Below are 16,355 nucleotides of genomic sequence, written 5' to 3' on the forward strand. Positions count from 1 at the left end.
GTCCGGCCCGCCTGTTCACCGGCCGATGAGGGGCTTCCTCACCGGATGGTGATCGTGATCGTCGACCCCTTCGGCGCCGTCTTCCCGCCCTTCACGGACTGCTTCTTGACCGTGTCGCCGAACAGCCCGAGCAGGCCGCGGTCCTCGTCGACCTCGAAGCCGGCGGCCTCCAGCTCGGCCTTGGCGTCGTCGACGCTGTCGCCGACCACGTCCGGCACCTCGATCATCTCGGGGCCCTTGGACAGCGTCAGCGTCACGGTGTCGCCCTCGGCGGCCTGCCCGCCCTCGGCCGGCGACTGCCGGGCGACCTGGCCGGCGTCGAACTCGGAGTTGACCCGCTCGGAGGCGACCTTTACCTTCAGGCCGGCCTCCTCCAGCTCGGCCTTCGCGTCGGCCAGGCTCTCGCCGGTGACACCCGGGACGTCCACCGGGCGGCCCTTGCTGACGACCAGCGCGACCGCGGCGCCGGAGCGGACCTCGGTGCCCGTGCCCGGGTCCGAGGAGAGCACGGAACCCCTGGTGACGTCCTCGTTGAACTCCCGGGTCACCCGGCCCGGCTGGAGTCCGCTCTCCTTCAGCTCGGCCTTCGCCTTGGCCAGCGGGTAGCCCTCGAGGTCGGGCACCTTCACCGTCTCCGGGCCGGCCGAGATGACCAGCGACACGGAGTCGTTGTGCCGTATGCGGGCGCCCGTCTTCGGGTCCGTGCTGATGACGGTGCCGCGCTCGACGGTGTCGCTGTAGGACCGCTCCACCTTGCCGACCTCGAGCCCGGCCTCCTCCAGCCGGTCCTTGGCCTGCGCCTCGGTCTTGGACAGCAGCGGCGGGACCTGGGTGAACTGGCCGGAGTTGATGTACCAGACGCCGACGCCGAGACCGAGGGCCAGCAGCACCGCGGCGACGATGACCAGCGGGCCGCGCGGCCGGCGCGGGGTGCGCGACCGGCGCCCGGGCGGCTCGGGCGGCGGGGCCTGGAGCCGGCTGGTGCGGTTGAAGACGGCCTCGGGCTCGTCCCCGTCCACCGGCAGCGGCCGTTGGATGTTCAGCGCGCGCGGGATCACGCTGGTGCGGTCGTCGGCGTTGCTGTGCTCCGCCGAGAGCGCCTGCGGCGGCACCGCGTCCAACTGCTCCTCGCTCAGCCCGGACCGTGCCTCCCGGGCCAGGGCCAGCAGCGCCACGGCGTCGTACGGACGGATCTGCGGGGAGCGCGCGGTGGCCGACGCGACCAGCTCGTCCAGCTCGTACGCCATCCCCGGCACGATCGCCGAGGGCGGCGGGACGTCCTCGTGCAGGTGCTTGTAGAGCACCACGGCGGGGGAGTCCCCGTCGTGCGGCTTCTCGCCGGTGAGCATCTCGTAGAGGACGACCCCGCACGCGTACACGTCGACCCGGGCGTCGGCGGCGCCGGGCTGCTCGATCTGCTCGGGCGCGAGATACGAGACGGTGCCGAGCACGGCCCCGGTGGTGCTGGTCACGGTGTCCACGGACCGCACCAGTCCGAAGTCGGCGACCTTGACCCGTCCGTCGTCCCCTATCAGGACGTTCTCCGGCTTCATGTCCCGGTGCACGAACCCGGCCCGGTGCGCGGCGCCGAGCGCGGCGAGCACCGGCTCCAGGATGTCCAGGGCGGCCCGGGGCTGCAGCGCCCCGCGCTCGCGCAGCACGTCACGCAGCGTGCAGCCCGCGACGTACTCCATGGCGAGATAGACGTACGACCCGTCGGTGCCCTGGTCGAAGACCTGCACCACGTTCGGGTGCGCCAGCCGGGCGACGGACTTCGCCTCCCGGATGAAGCGCTCGACGAACGCCCCGTCCACCGCCAGCGCGGGGTGCATCACCTTGAGCGCGAGCACGCGGTCCAGACGGGTGTCCAGGGCCCGGTAGACCGTGGCCATCCCGCCGACCGCGATCCGCGCGTCCACGCGATAACGGCCGTCGAGCACCTGCCCGACCAGCGGGTCCTGAAGGGTCGTATCCACGCAGGTGAGTGTAGGGGCCGACACCGACACGCCGGCCGGTTCGGCCGGGATCGGGCCGGTACTGCAGCCGACCTGTGACGGACGCCTCATAGATCGAAGGGCTAGGTCGAACGAGTGTTCAGAATGCGGGCCGTTCCGGATCCAGCCGCGCCATGCCGTCCACGGGCGACGACGCCTGAGCGAAATGGCGCCGCGGAATCCGGCCCGCCCGGTACGCGAGCCGCCCCGCCTCCACCGCATGCCGCATCGCGTCGGCCATCAGCACCGGTTCCTGAGCGCGCGTCACCGCCGAGGCGAGCATCACGCCCGCGCACCCCAGCTCCATCGCGAGCGCCGCGTCCGACGCCGTGCCGGCGCCCGCGTCCAGAATCACCGGCACGCGTGCGTGCTCCACGATGAGCTGGAAGTTGTGCGGATTGCGGATGCCGAGCCCCGACCCGATGGGCGAGCCGAGCGGCATGATCGCGGCACAGCCGGCGTCCTCCAACTTCCGCGCCAGCACCGGGTCGTCGTTGGTGTACGGCAGCACCGTGAAACCGTCGTCCACCAGCGTCTCCGCCGCGTCCAGCAGCTCGATCGGATCCGGCAGCAGGGTCCGCTCGTCGGCGATGACCTCCAGCTTGATCAGATCCGTACCGAGCGCCTCGCGCGCGAGACGGGCCGTCAGCACCGCCTCTCCCGCGGTGAAACACCCCGCGGTGTTCGGCAGCACCCGGATCCCGAGCCGGTCCAGCACGGACAGCACCGAGCCGTGCACCGACGGGTCCACCCGCCGCATCGCGACCGTGGTCAGCTCCGTCCCGGACGCCACCAGCGCCCGCTCCAGCACCTCCAGGCTGGGCGCCGAGCCCGTGCCCATGATCAGGCGGGACGTGAAGGACGTACCGCCGATGACAAAGGGATCGTCGGCCATGGGTCAGCCTCCTTGGACGGCGGTGAGGACCTCGACGCGATCTCCCTCGGAGAGGGGCGTCGACGGCCACTGCGCGCGCGGGACGACGGTTTCGTTGAGGGCGGCGGCCACTCCGGAGGGCGCCGCGGTGAGCATGCGTACGGCGACGTCGAGCGCCGTACCGGGAGCGACTTCCCGCCGCTCCCCGTTGAGGGAGATGTTCATGCCGACTGCTCCGTGAGGGCGGCCCCGGCGAACCGCCGGGGCGTGAACGCGCGGGCCTCGTCCGGGAGTTCACCGGCGGCCAGGACATGCGCCATGACGTCCCCGGTGACCGGCGTCAACAGCACGCCGTTGCGGTAGTGGCCGGTCGCCAGCGACAGCCCGTCCAGCCCGGTCGGGCCGAGCAGCGGCGCGTTGTCGGGGGAGCCGGGGCGCAGGCCGGCCCGCGTCTCGGTGAGCGGCAGCTCGGTGATGCCCGGCACCAGCTCATGGGCGTCGCGCAGCAGTTCGTACACCCCGCCCGCGGTCACCGTCGTGTCCCAGCCCAGCTCCTCGCTCGTCGCCCCGACGACCAGCTCCCCGCTCTCGCGCGGCACCAGGTACACGCTGCCGCCGCGCACCACGGCCCGCACGGTCCGGCTCAGGAACGGCGCGTACCGCTTCGGCACGGTCAGCCGCAGCACCTGCCCCTTCACGGGGCGCACGGGCGGCAGCACGTCGTCCGGGACGCCCGCGAGGCGCCCGCTGAGGCTGCCGCCGGCCAGGACCACCTGGCCGGCGCCCAGCCCGGTGCCGTCCGTCGTGATGACCGCGGTCGCCCGGTCCCGCACCACGTCGAGGCGCTCGGCCCAGGTGCGGTGGAAGACGACCCCCGCCCGCTCGCACGCGGCCACCAGCGCCCCGGCCAGCCGCCGCGGGTCGATCTGGTGGTCGCCGTCCACCCGCAGCCCCCCGCGCACCCCCGGCGCGAGCATCGGCTCCAGGCGCCGGCACTCCCGCCCCGACAGCCACTCCGACTCCAGGCCCGACTGGCGCTGCAGGGCGTGCAGTTCACGCAGATGGGCGCGGTCGTCGGCGTCCAGCGCGACGGCGAGCGTGCCGCACCGGCGGTAGCCGAGGTCATGGCCGGTGAGGTCGGTCAGCTCGGCCGCGAAGTCCGGGTAGCGGCGGGCCGAGGCCAGGTTCAGGCCGAGCAGGGTCTGCTCGCCGTAGTACAGCTCCGAGACGGCGGCCAGCATCCCGGCCGCCACCTGGGCGGCGCCGCCGCCCGGCTCGGGGTCCACGACGGCCGTGGCGAACCCCCGCTGCGCGGCCCGCCACGCCGTGACCAGGCCGATGATTCCGCCCCCGATGACGAGGACGTCTGACGTTCGCGTACGCGACATGGGCGTCCAGCCCCTCCCTTCGCCGGCATGACCCGGATCAGGTTCGTACGGTCGGAGGCCGCCAGCCTCCCTCTCAGCCCGGTGCGTCCGGGCTCCCGCGAGTGCTCTACGTTGGCCACCCTAGCCCGCCCCCGCATGCCTCAGTAAGGGAGCCTCAGCCCGTGGCCCGTTCGCTCGACGGTCTCGTCCTCGCCCCTGTCGCCGACCAAGCCCCAGGTCAGGTGGGTACCCGCACCCGGTTCACCTACCACGAGAAGGACGGCGAGATCTGGGCCGAGTACGCGGGCGGCGACGTCGTACGCGGGTACCTGGTGGGCGCCAGGGACGGCGACCGGCTGGACTTCCGGTATGTGCAGCTCAAGCGGGACGGGTCGACGTCGTCCGGCCACTGTGTGTCGACCGTGGTCGAGCTCGCCGACGGGCGGGTGCGCCTTGAGGAGAGCTGGGCGTGGGAGTCGCAGCCGGGCAGCGGCACCAGCGTTGTGGAGCAGGTCACTGAGCACGGCTCCTGACTGACGAATTGTCAGTTGTCTATGGTGATCAGGTGAGCGAGCAGACGAAGTCGCAGCGGAGAGTGGTCGTCGCCGGCGCCGGCATGGCGGGTGTCCAGACGGCGGTCGCCCTGCGCGAGCAGGGCTTCACGGGCCCTGTCACCCTCATCGGCGCCGAACCCCATCAGCCGTACGACCGGCCGCCCCTGTCCAAGGCCGTGCTGCTCGGCAAGGCCGAGGGCTCCGCCTTCGACGTCGACTTCGAGGCGCTCGGCATCGAGCTGCGGCTCGGGCGCGAGGTGCTCGGCGTGCGCACCGCCGACCGCGAGCTGGACACCGAGGCCGGGCCGGTCCCGTACGACGTCCTGGTGCTCGCCACCGGCGCCGAGCCGATCCGGCTGCCGGGCGCGGAGGGCGTCCCCGGTGTGCATCTGCTGCGCACCCTGGACGACGCCGAGCGGCTGCGGCCGGTGCTGGCCCGGCAGCACGACATCGTGGTCGTCGGCGCGGGCTGGATCGGCGCGGAGTTCGCCACCGCCGCGCGCGAGGCGGGCTGCGCGGTGACCGTCGTGGAGGCCGCCGACCGGCCGCTCGCGGGGGCGCTGCCCTCGCAGGTGGGCGCGGCGATGACCGGCTGGTACGAGGACAGCGGCGCGGTGCTGCGCACGCACACGCGCGTGGAGCGCGTCGAGGCCGGCGCGGTGCTCCTCGACGACGGCTCGCGGATTGCCGCGGACGCGGTCGTGGTCGGCATCGGGGCCCGGCCCGCCACGGCCTGGCTGGCCGGCTCGGACATCGAGCTCGGCGCGTACGGCGAGGTCGTGGCCGACGAGCGGCTGCGCACCTCCGCGCCCGACGTCTACGCGGTCGGCGACTGCGCGTCCTTCCCCTCGGGGCGCTACGGCGAGCGTCTGCTGGTCCATCACTGGGACAACGCCCTGCAGGGCCCGCGCACGGTCGCCGCGAACATCCTCGGCGAGGCCACCGCCGTCTACGACCCCGTGCCGTACTTCTGGTCCGAGCAGTTCGGCCGTTTCGTCCAGTACGCCGGCCACCACGCCGGCGCCGACACGGCCCTGTGGCGCGGCGACCCGTCCGGCCCGGCGTGGACGGTCTGCTGGCTCAGGGACGACCGCCTCGTCGCCCTCCTGGCGGTGGGCCGGCCGAGGGATCTGGCGCAGGGGCGGCGGCTGATCGAGTCGGGCACGCCGATGGACGCGGAGCTGCTGGTGGACCCGGCGCGGCCGCTGAAGGCGGCGACGGCGTAGCGCGCCGGCCCCGCCCGGCCGGAGCGGCCTGGCTTCCGACTGTCAGTGGCAGATGGCAGGCTTGTTCTGTGACCGAGATTGACGCAAAGATCGATGCTCTCGTCCCCGCCTGGCTCACCCTGCCCGACATCGCCGAACAGCTCGGCGTCGAGGTGACCCGCGTCCGGCAGTTGGTCAAGGAGGGCCAGCTCATCGCCGTGCGCCGTGGTGAGAACCGCGCGCTGCACGTCCCCGCCGCCTTCATCGACGGGGACAAGGTCGTCAAGGGCCTGTCCGGGACCCTGACGCTGCTGCGGGACGACGGCTTCACGGACGAAGAGATGCTGGAGTGGCTCTTCACCCCCGACGAAAGCCTGCCCGGCACCCCCGCGCAGGCCCTCGGCGAGAACCGCGGCACGGAGGTGAAGCGCCGCGCCCAGGCGCTCGCCGTCTGAGCCGACCACCGGGATCCGAACACCGTCCGGCGTACGGGCCGGGGCCCGCGGGCCCCGGCCGCGGTCGAGTACGGCCGCACGGTCGTGGCTCGCTACGGCCGCCAGCGCCATAGAGCCCCGACCCGGCCCGTACGCCCCCGAACGACGGCACCGCCGCGGGCCGCCGGCAGGTGCCGTAAGCGCACTGCGCTCCGGCTACCGTGCCCGAGTCCGGCACCCGCCCGACCCCACCCGCCCGGCAACCCGACCCAGGGGGACCGCATGTCCGACACCGTCACCGCAGGCACCGCCCGCGCTCAGCTCGCCGACGCCCGGCTCTACCTGTGCACCGACGCGCGCGGGCGGCAGGGCGACCTCGCGGAGTTCCTGGATGCCGTGCTGGCCGGTGGTGTCGACATCGTGCAGTTGCGGGACAAGGGCATGGAGGCGGCCGAGGAGCTGGAGCATCTGAAGGTCTTCGCCGACGCCTGCGCCCGGCACGGCAAGCTCCTCGCGGTCAACGACCGCGCCGACGTGGCCCACGCCGCCGGCGCCGACGTCCTGCACCTGGGGCAGGGCGACCTCCCGGTGCCGGCCGCCCGTGCCATTCTCGGGGACGACGTCCTGATCGGCCGCTCCACGCACGCCGACTCCGAGGCCGACGCGGCCGCCGCCCAGCAGGGCGTGGACTACTTCTGCACCGGCCCCTGCTGGCCGACCCCCACCAAGCCCGGCCGCCACGCCCCCGGCCTCGACCTGGTCCGCCACACCGCGTCCCTCGGCACCGAGCGCCCCTGGTTCGCCATCGGCGGCATCGACCTCGGCAACCTCGACCAGGTGCTGGAGGCGGGCGCCCGCCGTGTCGTCGTCGTACGGGCGATCACCGAGGCCGCCGACCCGGGCGCCGCGGCGGCGGAGTTCGCGAAGCGGCTGCGGCAGGTGTAGGGAGCCCCGGGGCAGCCCAGGCACCCTGGGCACCTCGGAGGTTGGCCCGTTTGTCCAAGGGTTGGACAACAATCCGACAAATCGGGCAAATTTCCGGCGTCTGGTTGGGGGACCGGGGGCCCCTGGCTAACCTGCGAGTATGGCCCTCGGCACCGCATCCATCAGGTCGGACCACGCTCGTACCGTGCGCGAGATGCTCGCGACCGGCAAGACGACGTATTCCTTCGAGTTCTACGCCCCCAAGACCCCGAAGGGCGAGCGGAACCTGTGGAACGCGCTGCGCCGGGTCGAGGCCGTCGGGCCCGACTTCGTCTCCGTGACCTACGGCGCGGGCGGCTCCACTCGCGCGGGCACGGTCAAGGCGACCGAGGCGATCGCCTCCGACACCACGCTCACGCCGATCGCCCACCTCACCGCTGTCGACCACTCGGTGGCCGACCTGCGCAACATCATCGGCCAGTACGCCGACGCCGGGATCCGCAACATGCTGGCGCTGCGCGGCGACCCGCCCGGCGACCCGCTGGGCGACTGGGTGCGGCACCCGCAGGGCCTGAGCTACGCCGCCGAGCTCGTCGAGCTGATCAAGACGTCCGGCGACTTCTGCGTGGGCGTCGCGGCCTTCCCGGCGATGCACCCGCGCTCCGCCGACTGGGAGACCGACGTCCGTCACTTCGTCGACAAGTGCCGGGCCGGCGCGGACTACGCGATCACGCAGATGTTCTTCCAGCCGGAGGACTACCTGCGGCTGCGCGACCGGGTCGCCGCCTCCGGCTGTGACACGCCGATCATTCCGGAGATCATGCCGATCGTCAGCGTGCGGAACCTGGAGCGGATCCCGTCCCTCACCAACGCCGCCTTCCCGGCCGCCCTGAAAGAGCGGATCCTCACAGCAAAGGACGATCCGGCGGCTGTACGCTCGATCGGGATCGAGTTCGCCACGGAGTTCTGTGCGCGGCTGCTGGCCGAGGGAGTGCCCGGACTGCACTTCATCACGCTCAACAACTCCACGGCGACCCTGGAAATCTACGAGAACCTGGGCCTGCACCACCCACCGCAGGCCTAGACCGGCCGTCCTGATATACGTCACACTGCGTAGGCGGCCACTGGGAGAGGGGCGTACATGGGCTGGACGGTCCTCTACATCGCGTTCGGCGTCGTCGCGCTGTGGCTGCTGGGCGAGGTGCTGCTGCAGTACAAGGCGCGCCTGCGCTGGCGGCTGCTCGCCTTCGCCGGCTTCCTCGGCGTCGTGAGCGGTGTGCTGATCGGACAGGTGATCGTCATCGGTCTCGGCGCGGCCGCGTTCGCCGTCGGCCAGACCTACGTCACGCTGTCGTTCCGCCGCGGCTTCTCGGCCGGCTGGGCCGTCTCCGCACCGGCCCTCGGCCCGCTGGGCGCCAAGCGCCGCCGCGACGAGGCGGAGCACCGGGAGCCGACCCTGGAGGTCTCCGGCCTGGAGGCGAGCGAGGGCGAATTCACCGGCAGCGCCCCGGAGCACGGCCGCGAAAGCGTCGGCTACGGGGACGACTACGACCGCGACGACTACGACCGCGACGACGTCTTCACGCCCACGCGCACGCCGCAGCCCACGGCCGCCGAGACGACCTCCGTCTACGAGCCGCAGCCCATGCCGGACGACACCGGCTCGTACGGCATATACGGCGATTCCGGCTACGCCGCCGCCGACCAGAACTACGCGGCGACCGGCCAGCCCCAGGACCAGTACGCGACGGCCGACCAGGGCTACGCGTACGACGGTTACTCCGGCTACGACCAGCAGCAGTACGGCTACGACCCCAGCGGCCAGCAGCAGTACGCCGCCTACTCCGACCCGTACATCGGCACCCAGACCTACGACGGCACCGGGTATGACGCCTACGGCCAGCAGCAGTACGGCCAACAGGGCTACGCCCAGGACCAGTACGCCACCGGCACCTACGGCGAGACCCCGCCCGGCGGCGTCTGGGTCCCGCAGCAGCGCACCGACGAGACCTACGGCGGCGAACTCCCGCCGGAGCAGCAGTACCCGTACCAGGGCAACGGCCAGCAGCAGGGGCCCGGGTACGACGAGCAGTACCGTTTCTGACGGGACCGCCTAGGCCCGGATCACTGCGAGCCCCGGAACTCCGGGCCTTCCACGATCAGCCCCGCCACCAGCGCACCCGACATGCCCGCGTGCGAGAGGCCGCCGCCCGGGTGGGACCAGCCGCCGGCCGTGAACAGGCCCGGTATGCACGTGCTGTTGGACGGGCGCAGGAAGGCGCCCTCCGCCGCGGCGAGCGCGGGTGCGGGCACACCGCCGCCCTCGGCCCCGGTCTCCTGCCGGGTGTGCACCGGCGTACGGACCTCGCGCCACAGGATGCGCTCGCGCAGGCCGGGCAGGGCGCGCTCGGCGGCGGCGACCATCCGGTCCGCGAACGCGTCGGCGGCACCCGCCGCGCTCCAGTCGTATCGCGTCTGCGACGGCACCGTGGCGGTGAGCACCGCCGACTCATGGGCGTCGTCGGGGCGCAGCGCCGCGTCGTCCGGGCGATCGATCCGGACCGTCGGGTGCGCGGGCGGCTCGCCGAGCCCGAACGCGTCCAGCTCGGCCTGCCGGTCCGGGGCGTGCACCACCGTGCGGTGAGCGGCGCCCGCCTCCCGCGGGCCGCGCAGCGCCAGGCAGACCACGAGCCGGCCCGAGGACAGGCCCTCGGGGCTCGGCTCGACCGCCTCCGGCGCGTACAGCTCACGGTCGCCCACCAGGTCGCGCAGGCGCCACGGCCCGGTGCCGACGACCATCTCGGCCTCCGCCACGGTCCCGTCGGCCAGCTCCAGCCCCGCCGCCCGGCCGTCCTTCTCCACGATCCCGGCGACCTCCGCACCGAAGTGGAACTCGACCTTGCGGGCCAGACACCGTTCGTACACCGCCCGCGCCAACTCCCGTATGCCGCCGCGCACATACCAGGTCCCGAAGGCGTGCTCCAGGTACGGCAGCACCGCCGCGCTCGCCGGAGCCGCGCCGGGGTCCAGGCCGTACGCGAGCGCGTGGCTCTCCAACAGGGCGGCCAGCCGGGGGTCGCGCAGCTCCCAGGCGGCGACCTCGGCGAGTGTGCCGGCCCGGCGGGTGCGCAGGAGTCGCTTGTGCGGCACCGACGGGTAGGGCTCGCGCTCGGCCAGCACCTGCCAGTTCGGCCACAGGGGCTCCTCCAGCAGCGGCCTGCGCGTGCGGTCCCAGGCCTCGCGGGCGCGGACCAGGAAGTCGCCCCAGCGGGCGCCCGTGCCGGCGCCCAGCGCCTCGTCCAGGGCGGCCACCACGCCCGCGCGCGAGGCGTTCGGCAGCGAGACCTCGGTGCCGTCCGCGAAGACATGCCGTGCGGACGGGTCGACCTGGACCAGCTCGACGCACTCCTCCAGGGGCTGCTTGCCGGTCTTGATGAACAGGTCGCGGTAGACGGCGGGCAGGGGGAGCAGCCCCGGTCCGGTGTCGAAGCCGAAGCCGTCGCGCTCGAAGCGGCGCACCGCTCCGCCGTACGTCTGCGTACGCTCGTACACCGCCACCCGGTGGCCCGCGACGGCCAGCCGGGCAGCGGCCGCCATCGCGCCCATCCCGGCGCCGATCACCGCAATCCGTGCCATGCGTGGGACTTTATCGGCCGGCACCGACAACGGCGCACTGACCTCGGAGGACGGCTCACCCGGGCCACCGGGTCGCCGCCAGGGCGAGCTGTTGAGTCGCCGCGCGGTGTCGCCGCCTGCGCGAGCCACTTCAGTCGCCGTGTTGTGTTGCCTCCCGCGCCAGCGCTCAGCCGCCCCGTTGCGTCGCCGCCTGCGCCAGTCGCTTCTCCGCCCGTCGCTCGGCCCGGCGCCGCAGGAAGGCACGGATCCGCGAGACCAGGAAGTACAGCAGGAACAGGCCGGCGAGCAGCAGAGCGCCCGCGATGACGGCCGCCGCCACCGGGTGGAAGATCGCGAAGGTGATGATCGCGGCGACTCCCAGGTCCTCGGCGAGGCTCACCACGACGTTGCTGAACGGCTCGGGCGAGGTGTTGACCGCCATCCGCGTCCCGGCCTTGACCAGGTGGCTCACCAGCGCCGTGGAACCGCCGACCGCGCCCGCCGCCAGCTCCGGCACCGACCCGCTCTGCCCGGCGAGCAGCGCCGCGACGACCGCGCCCGACACCGGCCGGATCACCGTGTGCACCGAGTCCCAGGCCGAGTCGAAGTACGGGATCTTGTCGGCGACGGCTTCGCACAGGAACAGCACACCGGCCGCTATGAGGACGTCCGGACGCTGCAGCGCCTCGGGCACCTCGTCGCTCAGACCCGTCGCGCCGAATATGCCGAGCAGCAGCACCACGGCGTAGGCGTTGATGCCGCTGGCCCAGCCACTTGTGAACACCAAAGGGAGTACAGACACGGGGGTGATCGTAACCAGTGGGCAACACACCGTCTTGGGGATGAGTGCGCAGCCCTGAGTACGCGTACCTAGCTGACGAGATGAGTACGCGCGCGGATGGGTCGCGACCTGCGTGAACGAGAGAGTGGAGACACGGAGAAGGGGATCGGCTCCGGCACCGGCGACACGGGGCGCCGGAACGGAGCGGCCCCGGATCCGCTCCTTCCGCCGGCCCTGGCGTCGGCGGGAGCGAGACGGGGGACCCGGGGGAACGACCGAACGGGGGTCCACACGGGGGAAAACGGGGGAACGGGGAAAACGGGGGAGCACAAGAAGGCGCCGGTCCGACAGTGGTCCGCGGGGGACGCGGCCACATCGGACCGGCGTCTTCGTGTGCGCTCAGCGGTGTCCGCTCACCCGGCCCTGCAACAGCCGCGACAGCGCCGCGTGGACGTCGTCCAGGGAGCGCTCCGGCTGGAAGGACTTCCAGTCCAGGGCGGCCACCAGGACCATGCCGACCAGCGCGGCGGCGGTCAGCGGGATGTCGATCTCCTCGCTGAACTCGCCGTTTTCCACGCCTTCGCGCAGCACGCCCTCGACGACCGCCACGGCCTGCTGACGGACCACCATGAGCGTGGACTGCCAGGCGCGGTTCGTCCGCCACAGCTCGGCGACGTAGAGCTGGGTGAAGGACGGGTAGCGGTCGATGAAGACCAGGCCCGCGCGGATCATCGCGTCCAGGGCGTCCACCTTGCCGCCGCCGTCCCGCGCGGTCTGCTCGGCGGCCTCCCGGAGCGAGGCGGTCAGGAGGCCCACTCCGTGCCGCAGCAGCTCCTCGAAGAGGACCGACTTGCTCGCGAAGTTGTAGTAGACCGTGCCCTTCGCCACCCCGGCCCGCTCGGCGATCTCGTCCACCGTGGTGGCGGAGAAGCCCTGCTCGGCGATGAGCGTGACGGCCGCCTCGTAGAGCTTCTGCCGGGTGGCCTCACGGCGCGTGCTGCCGCCCGACGCGGCGCTGCTGCTTTCCATGCGCCTGATTGTGCCGCGCCCGCTCACAGGGTCAGCTCCGGGTGCAGCCGGTCGAGCGTCCAGACCTGACGGCGACGGGCCGACAGGGCGGTCAGCGCGAGCGCGCCCGCGGTGAATGCGACGAGCACCGCGCACGCCTGCCAGACCGGAGTCAGGCCGCCGCCCGTGATGAGCCTCCTGAGGGCCTCCACGACGTAGCTCATCGGCAGGAAGGGGTGGAGCGCGTTGAAGAAGCCCGGGCTGGTCTGCACGGGGTAGGTACCGCCCGCGGACGTCAACTGGAGCATCAGCAAGGCCAGGACGAGGATCCGGCCGGCCGCTCCGAAGCGCGCGTTCAGCCACTGCACGATCGCCGCGAAGCACGCCGTCACCAGGAACAGGAAGCCCACCGTCCCGGCCGCCCGGGCCATCTGCAGCCCGACCGCCCAGTGCAGCACCGACATCAGGGCCACCGTCTGCAGCACCCCGATCGCCACCACGGGCAGCCAGCCGGCCAGCGCGATCCGCCACGCCGGGGCGCCCGCGGCGAGCGCACGCCGGTTCATCGGCGCGATCAGCATGTACGCCACCATCGCGCCCACCCACAGGGACAGCGGGATGAAGTACGGGGCGAACCCGGTGCCGTAGTTGGGCGCCTTGTGCAGATCCCTGGACAGGAGCTGGACCGGGTCGGCCATGACCTCGGTGCGGGCGTCGCGGTCCTTCTTGTCGTAGTCGGGGATGCGGCCCGCACCGTCGTGCAGCCCGTCCGAGAGCTTGCCGGAGCCGTCGACCAGCTTGTAGATGCCGCCGTTGAGGTCGTACGCGCCGGTCTTGAGCCTGCCCACGCCGCTGTCCAGGTCCACCGCGCCGCTGCGGGCGTCACCGAGCCCCGAGTGCAGCTTCTTGGCGCCCGCGGCGACCTTCGCGGCTCCCTGGTTCAGCTTGTTGATCCGGGCGACGGCGTCGGCGAGGTCCTCGGAGAGGTGCGGCGCGCGGTCGGCGAGCGCCTGGGACTGCTCCTGGAGGGTGCCGAGCTGTTTGTCGAGCTTCTTCAGATCGCCGTCCTGGTCGGCGATCAGCGTGTTGAGGTCGTCGCCGATCGTCGCCACGTCGGCGGCCGACTGCTTCGCCTTCTTCAGATCGGAGCAGGCCGGGTCGGACAGTACCGCGTCCTCGCAGCGTGCCCTGTAGACGACGTTCAGTACGTCGGCGGCCGCGTGGGCGTTCCTGGCGGCGGCCGGGGCGTGCTTCACCAGGTCGTCGAGGTTGTTGCGCATGGCTTTCGAGGTGTCGGTGACCAGCCGCGCGGTGTCCCCGATGGTCTTCTCGTTGTCCTTCAGGAACGGGCCGACCTTGGCGTCGATGCCGTTGACCCGGTCGGCCAGCTTCTGCGTGCCCTGCGCGACCCGCCTGGAGCCGTCCTCCAGATCGCCCGCGCCCTTGTCGAGCCTCTTCAGACCCGTGGACAGCTTGCCGCTGCCCTCCTTGGCGTCCTTCAGCCCGTCGGCGAGGTCCTTGGAGCCCTTCTCCGCCTTCCCGATGCCGCCCTCCAGCTTGTCGGCGCCGTTGGCGGCCTCGACCGTCGCGCCGTGGATGTCGGAGAACGACACGAAGATCCGGTCCAGGAACGACCGCGACGCCTTCGTGGACGCGGCCTCGCGCACCTCGCTGAAGACCGTGCGCGAGATCTGCCCGACGATGTAGTTGTTCGCGTCGTTCGTACGCACCTGAAGGGCGCCCGTCTGCGGCGCGTCGCCCGCGCTGGAGGCGATCCGCTCGCTGAAGTCGGCCGGCATGGTCAGCGACAGGTAGTAAGTGCCGTCCTCGACGCCGCTCCTGGCCTCGGCGGCACTGACCTCGCGCCAGTCGAAGACGTCGCTCTCGCGCAGCCCCTTGGTGATGTCGTCGCCGGCCGTGAGCCTCTTCCCCTCGACGGCCGCCCCCTTGTCGTCGTTCACGAGCGCCACGGGGATCTTGTCGAGACGGCTGTACGGGTCCCAGAACGACCACAGGTACAGGGCGCCGTACAGCAGGGGCAGCACCAGCAGCGCCACCAGGGCGGCGCGCGGCAGCTTCCCCCGGCCGAAGCGCCTCAGCTCAAGCGCGGCCAGCTTAGGCGAGCGCATCGGCGGTCTCCTCTACGTCGGTCTTGTCGGCCACCCGGGTCGGCACCTTGACGGTGCCGTCCGGGGCCTCGCTGCACACCGCCACGACCGTGGTCCCGGACGCGGCGACGGACTTCAACAGCTCCCAGATCTCCGCCCGTTCGGCGTCCGAGAGCTTGAAGTCGGTGTCGTCGACGCCGAGCAGCCGCGGGCCTCCGATCAGGGCCAGCGCGATCGACAGCCGCAGCGCCTCCACCCGCTCCAGATCCCTTACGGCCGTACGGGAGCCCTTGGGCAGGGCGTCGCGGTCCAGGCCCGCCGCCGTCAGCGCGGCGTCGATCCGCAGCCGCTCCTTCGCCCGCCGCTCGGCCCCCGGGCGCAGCAGGCCGCGCAGCGCGTCGCCGAACCGCTGCTGGAGCAGCGCCCGTTCGTGGAGGTGCTCGGCGACGGTCAGGGCCGGGTCCAGGTCGGTCACACCCGGGACATGGGCCACGGCGCTGTCGCGCCGCACCGCCGCCATCCGCTTGGGCAGGGCCGCCCCGCCCACCGTCGCGGTCCCCTCGGTGGACCTCATCCGCCCGGTGAGCGCCAGCAGCAGACAGGTACGTCCGGTGCCGGACGGCCCCTCGATCGCGATCAGTGAGCCGGGCTCCGCCTCGAAGGAAACCCCGCGGAACGCCCATCCGCGGTGCCCCTTCAGCCCGAGCCCCAGGGCCGTGACGCCGGCCCCGGCCACGGTTCCCCCCATCCCTGCCCCCTCCATATTTGAACTGACTGGTCAGTGCAAAATCTAGCCCGAACTTTCGATCGAAGCAAAACCGCAGGTCGGAACGGATTGTCAGTGCCATACCTCACGATGGGCACATACGGCATCCCGTAACGGGCATGCCGTCACACAGACGACAGGAGGTTCGTCATGGCCAGCTACCACGCAGCCGCCGCGCGCCGGCGCCGCGCCACCGGCCCTGCCCCCTCACTGACCGGCCCGGCGAGCGATGTGCACCCCGTGCTCCGCCGGGCCACGGCCCCGCCCGCCGCCCTCGACCTGCTCGCCCAGGCCCGTGCCGGACTCGACGAGGCCGCCGTTCTCCAGACGCCGAACGAGCGCTATGCCACCGCCCACCTCGCCGCCCTGCGCACCGCCGCCGCCGTGCTCGCCGCGCGCGGGCGCCCGGAGCCGACGTCCAGGCGCCGGGCCCGGATCAGGAGCGCCTGGGAAGTGCTCCCGGAGATAGCGCCCGAACTCACCGAGTGGAGCGCCCTGTTCGCCTCGGGCGCCCGGCGCCGCGCCCGGGCCGAGGCGGGCATCCAGGGCGCGGTCAGCCGCCGGGACGCCGACGACCTGATACGCGACGTGGCGATGTTCCTGCGCCTCGTCGAGCGGATGCTGGTGCTCCAGCCGGTCCTGCCGCAGCCGCGCCAGGATGCGGACGGGGCGGAGCCGGACGGCACGCAGCGGGCGCGGGACGACATGCCGGACGCGGGCTGACG

The 16,355-nt window shown here is 72.7% G+C and carries 16 protein-coding genes and 1 riboswitch; of the genes, 7 read left to right on the forward strand and 9 right to left on the reverse strand.

All coding sequences use genetic code 11. The features are described from left to right. Positions 1-38 precede the first annotated feature (38 nt). From pknB to thiO, 4 genes are all read right to left on the reverse strand, one after another. The gene (gene pknB, locus ACP4J3_RS40075; RefSeq protein ID WP_426541318.1) at positions 39-1,976 is read right to left on the reverse strand and encodes a Stk1 family PASTA domain-containing Ser/Thr kinase; all 1,938 of its coding nucleotides are present in this window, start codon (positions 1,974-1,976) and stop codon (positions 39-41) included. A gap of 118 nt (positions 1,977-2,094) precedes the next feature. Next, complete coding sequence (locus tag ACP4J3_RS40080) at positions 2,095-2,889, reverse strand: thiazole synthase (protein WP_426541320.1); 795 nt, start codon at positions 2,887-2,889, stop codon at positions 2,095-2,097. Positions 2,890-2,892: 3 nt separating this feature from the next. Beyond that, the gene (gene thiS / locus ACP4J3_RS40085) at positions 2,893-3,093 is read right to left on the reverse strand and encodes a sulfur carrier protein ThiS (RefSeq protein ID WP_194047167.1); all 201 of its coding nucleotides are present in this window, start codon (positions 3,091-3,093) and stop codon (positions 2,893-2,895) included. Continuing rightward, the gene (gene thiO / locus ACP4J3_RS40090) at positions 3,090-4,256 is read right to left on the reverse strand and encodes a glycine oxidase ThiO (protein WP_426541322.1); all 1,167 of its coding nucleotides are present in this window, start codon (positions 4,254-4,256) and stop codon (positions 3,090-3,092) included. Before thiO ends, thiS begins: the two co-directional genes overlap by 4 nt. Continuing rightward, positions 4,254-4,365: riboswitch (TPP riboswitch) on the reverse strand. It overlaps the preceding gene by 3 nt. A gap of 52 nt (positions 4,366-4,417) precedes the next feature. On the opposite strand from thiO, the gene ACP4J3_RS40095 reads away from it, so the two are divergent. The 6 genes from ACP4J3_RS40095 (at position 4,418) to ACP4J3_RS40120 (ending at position 9,456) form a co-directional block, all read left to right on the forward strand. Further along, positions 4,418-4,768, forward strand: a complete 351-nt coding sequence (locus ACP4J3_RS40095; protein WP_426541324.1) for a hypothetical protein — start codon at positions 4,418-4,420, stop codon at positions 4,766-4,768. 32 nt (positions 4,769-4,800) lie between these two features. Beyond that, the gene (locus ACP4J3_RS40100) at positions 4,801-6,015 is read left to right on the forward strand and encodes an NAD(P)/FAD-dependent oxidoreductase (protein WP_426541326.1); all 1,215 of its coding nucleotides are present in this window, start codon (positions 4,801-4,803) and stop codon (positions 6,013-6,015) included. 68 nt (positions 6,016-6,083) lie between these two features. Continuing rightward, the gene (locus tag ACP4J3_RS40105) at positions 6,084-6,449 is read left to right on the forward strand and encodes an Rv2175c family DNA-binding protein (RefSeq protein WP_194047175.1); all 366 of its coding nucleotides are present in this window, start codon (positions 6,084-6,086) and stop codon (positions 6,447-6,449) included. 261 nt (positions 6,450-6,710) lie between these two features. Then, positions 6,711-7,373, forward strand: a complete 663-nt coding sequence (gene thiE / locus ACP4J3_RS40110) for a thiamine phosphate synthase (RefSeq protein ID WP_426541328.1) — start codon at positions 6,711-6,713, stop codon at positions 7,371-7,373. A gap of 139 nt (positions 7,374-7,512) precedes the next feature. Further along, positions 7,513-8,436 carry a methylenetetrahydrofolate reductase [NAD(P)H] gene (gene metF, locus ACP4J3_RS40115; RefSeq protein WP_426541330.1) on the forward strand — a complete coding sequence of 308 codons (924 nt, stop codon included), beginning with the start codon at positions 7,513-7,515 and terminating at the stop codon, positions 8,434-8,436. Between the two features lie 57 nt (positions 8,437-8,493). Further along, entirely contained in the window at positions 8,494-9,456 is a 963-nt protein-coding gene (locus ACP4J3_RS40120) for a hypothetical protein (protein WP_426541332.1), read from the forward strand. A gap of 20 nt (positions 9,457-9,476) precedes the next feature. Here the strand turns inward: ACP4J3_RS40120 and ACP4J3_RS40125 are convergent, their stop codons facing one another. The 5 genes from ACP4J3_RS40125 to ACP4J3_RS40145 form a co-directional block, all read right to left on the reverse strand. Further along, positions 9,477-10,988, reverse strand: coding sequence for a phytoene desaturase family protein (locus ACP4J3_RS40125; protein WP_426541334.1), 1,512 nt, complete (start codon positions 10,986-10,988; stop codon positions 9,477-9,479). 166 nt (positions 10,989-11,154) lie between these two features. Continuing rightward, positions 11,155-11,769, reverse strand: coding sequence for a DUF4126 domain-containing protein (locus ACP4J3_RS40130; RefSeq protein ID WP_426541336.1), 615 nt, complete (start codon positions 11,767-11,769; stop codon positions 11,155-11,157). A 378-nt stretch (positions 11,770-12,147) separates the two neighbouring features. Then, entirely contained in the window at positions 12,148-12,777 is a 630-nt protein-coding gene (locus ACP4J3_RS40135) for a TetR/AcrR family transcriptional regulator (protein WP_426541338.1), read from the reverse strand. Positions 12,778-12,800: 23 nt separating this feature from the next. Next, the gene (locus tag ACP4J3_RS40140; RefSeq protein WP_426541340.1) at positions 12,801-14,885 is read right to left on the reverse strand and encodes a YhgE/Pip family protein; all 2,085 of its coding nucleotides are present in this window, start codon (positions 14,883-14,885) and stop codon (positions 12,801-12,803) included. Further along, entirely contained in the window at positions 14,872-15,612 is a 741-nt protein-coding gene (locus ACP4J3_RS40145) for an ATP-binding cassette domain-containing protein (protein WP_426541342.1), read from the reverse strand. The genes ACP4J3_RS40140 and ACP4J3_RS40145 overlap by 14 nt, the downstream gene beginning before the upstream one ends. A 168-nt stretch (positions 15,613-15,780) precedes the next feature. On the opposite strand from ACP4J3_RS40145, the gene ACP4J3_RS40150 reads away from it, so the two are divergent. Then, the gene (locus ACP4J3_RS40150) at positions 15,781-16,353 is read left to right on the forward strand and encodes an SAV_6107 family HEPN domain-containing protein (RefSeq protein WP_426541344.1); all 573 of its coding nucleotides are present in this window, start codon (positions 15,781-15,783) and stop codon (positions 16,351-16,353) included. Positions 16,354-16,355: the final 2 nt, after the last annotated feature.

This window comes from Streptomyces sp. UG1, from assembly GCF_049974585.1.
Taxonomy (GTDB): domain Bacteria; phylum Actinomycetota; class Actinomycetes; order Streptomycetales; family Streptomycetaceae; genus Streptomyces.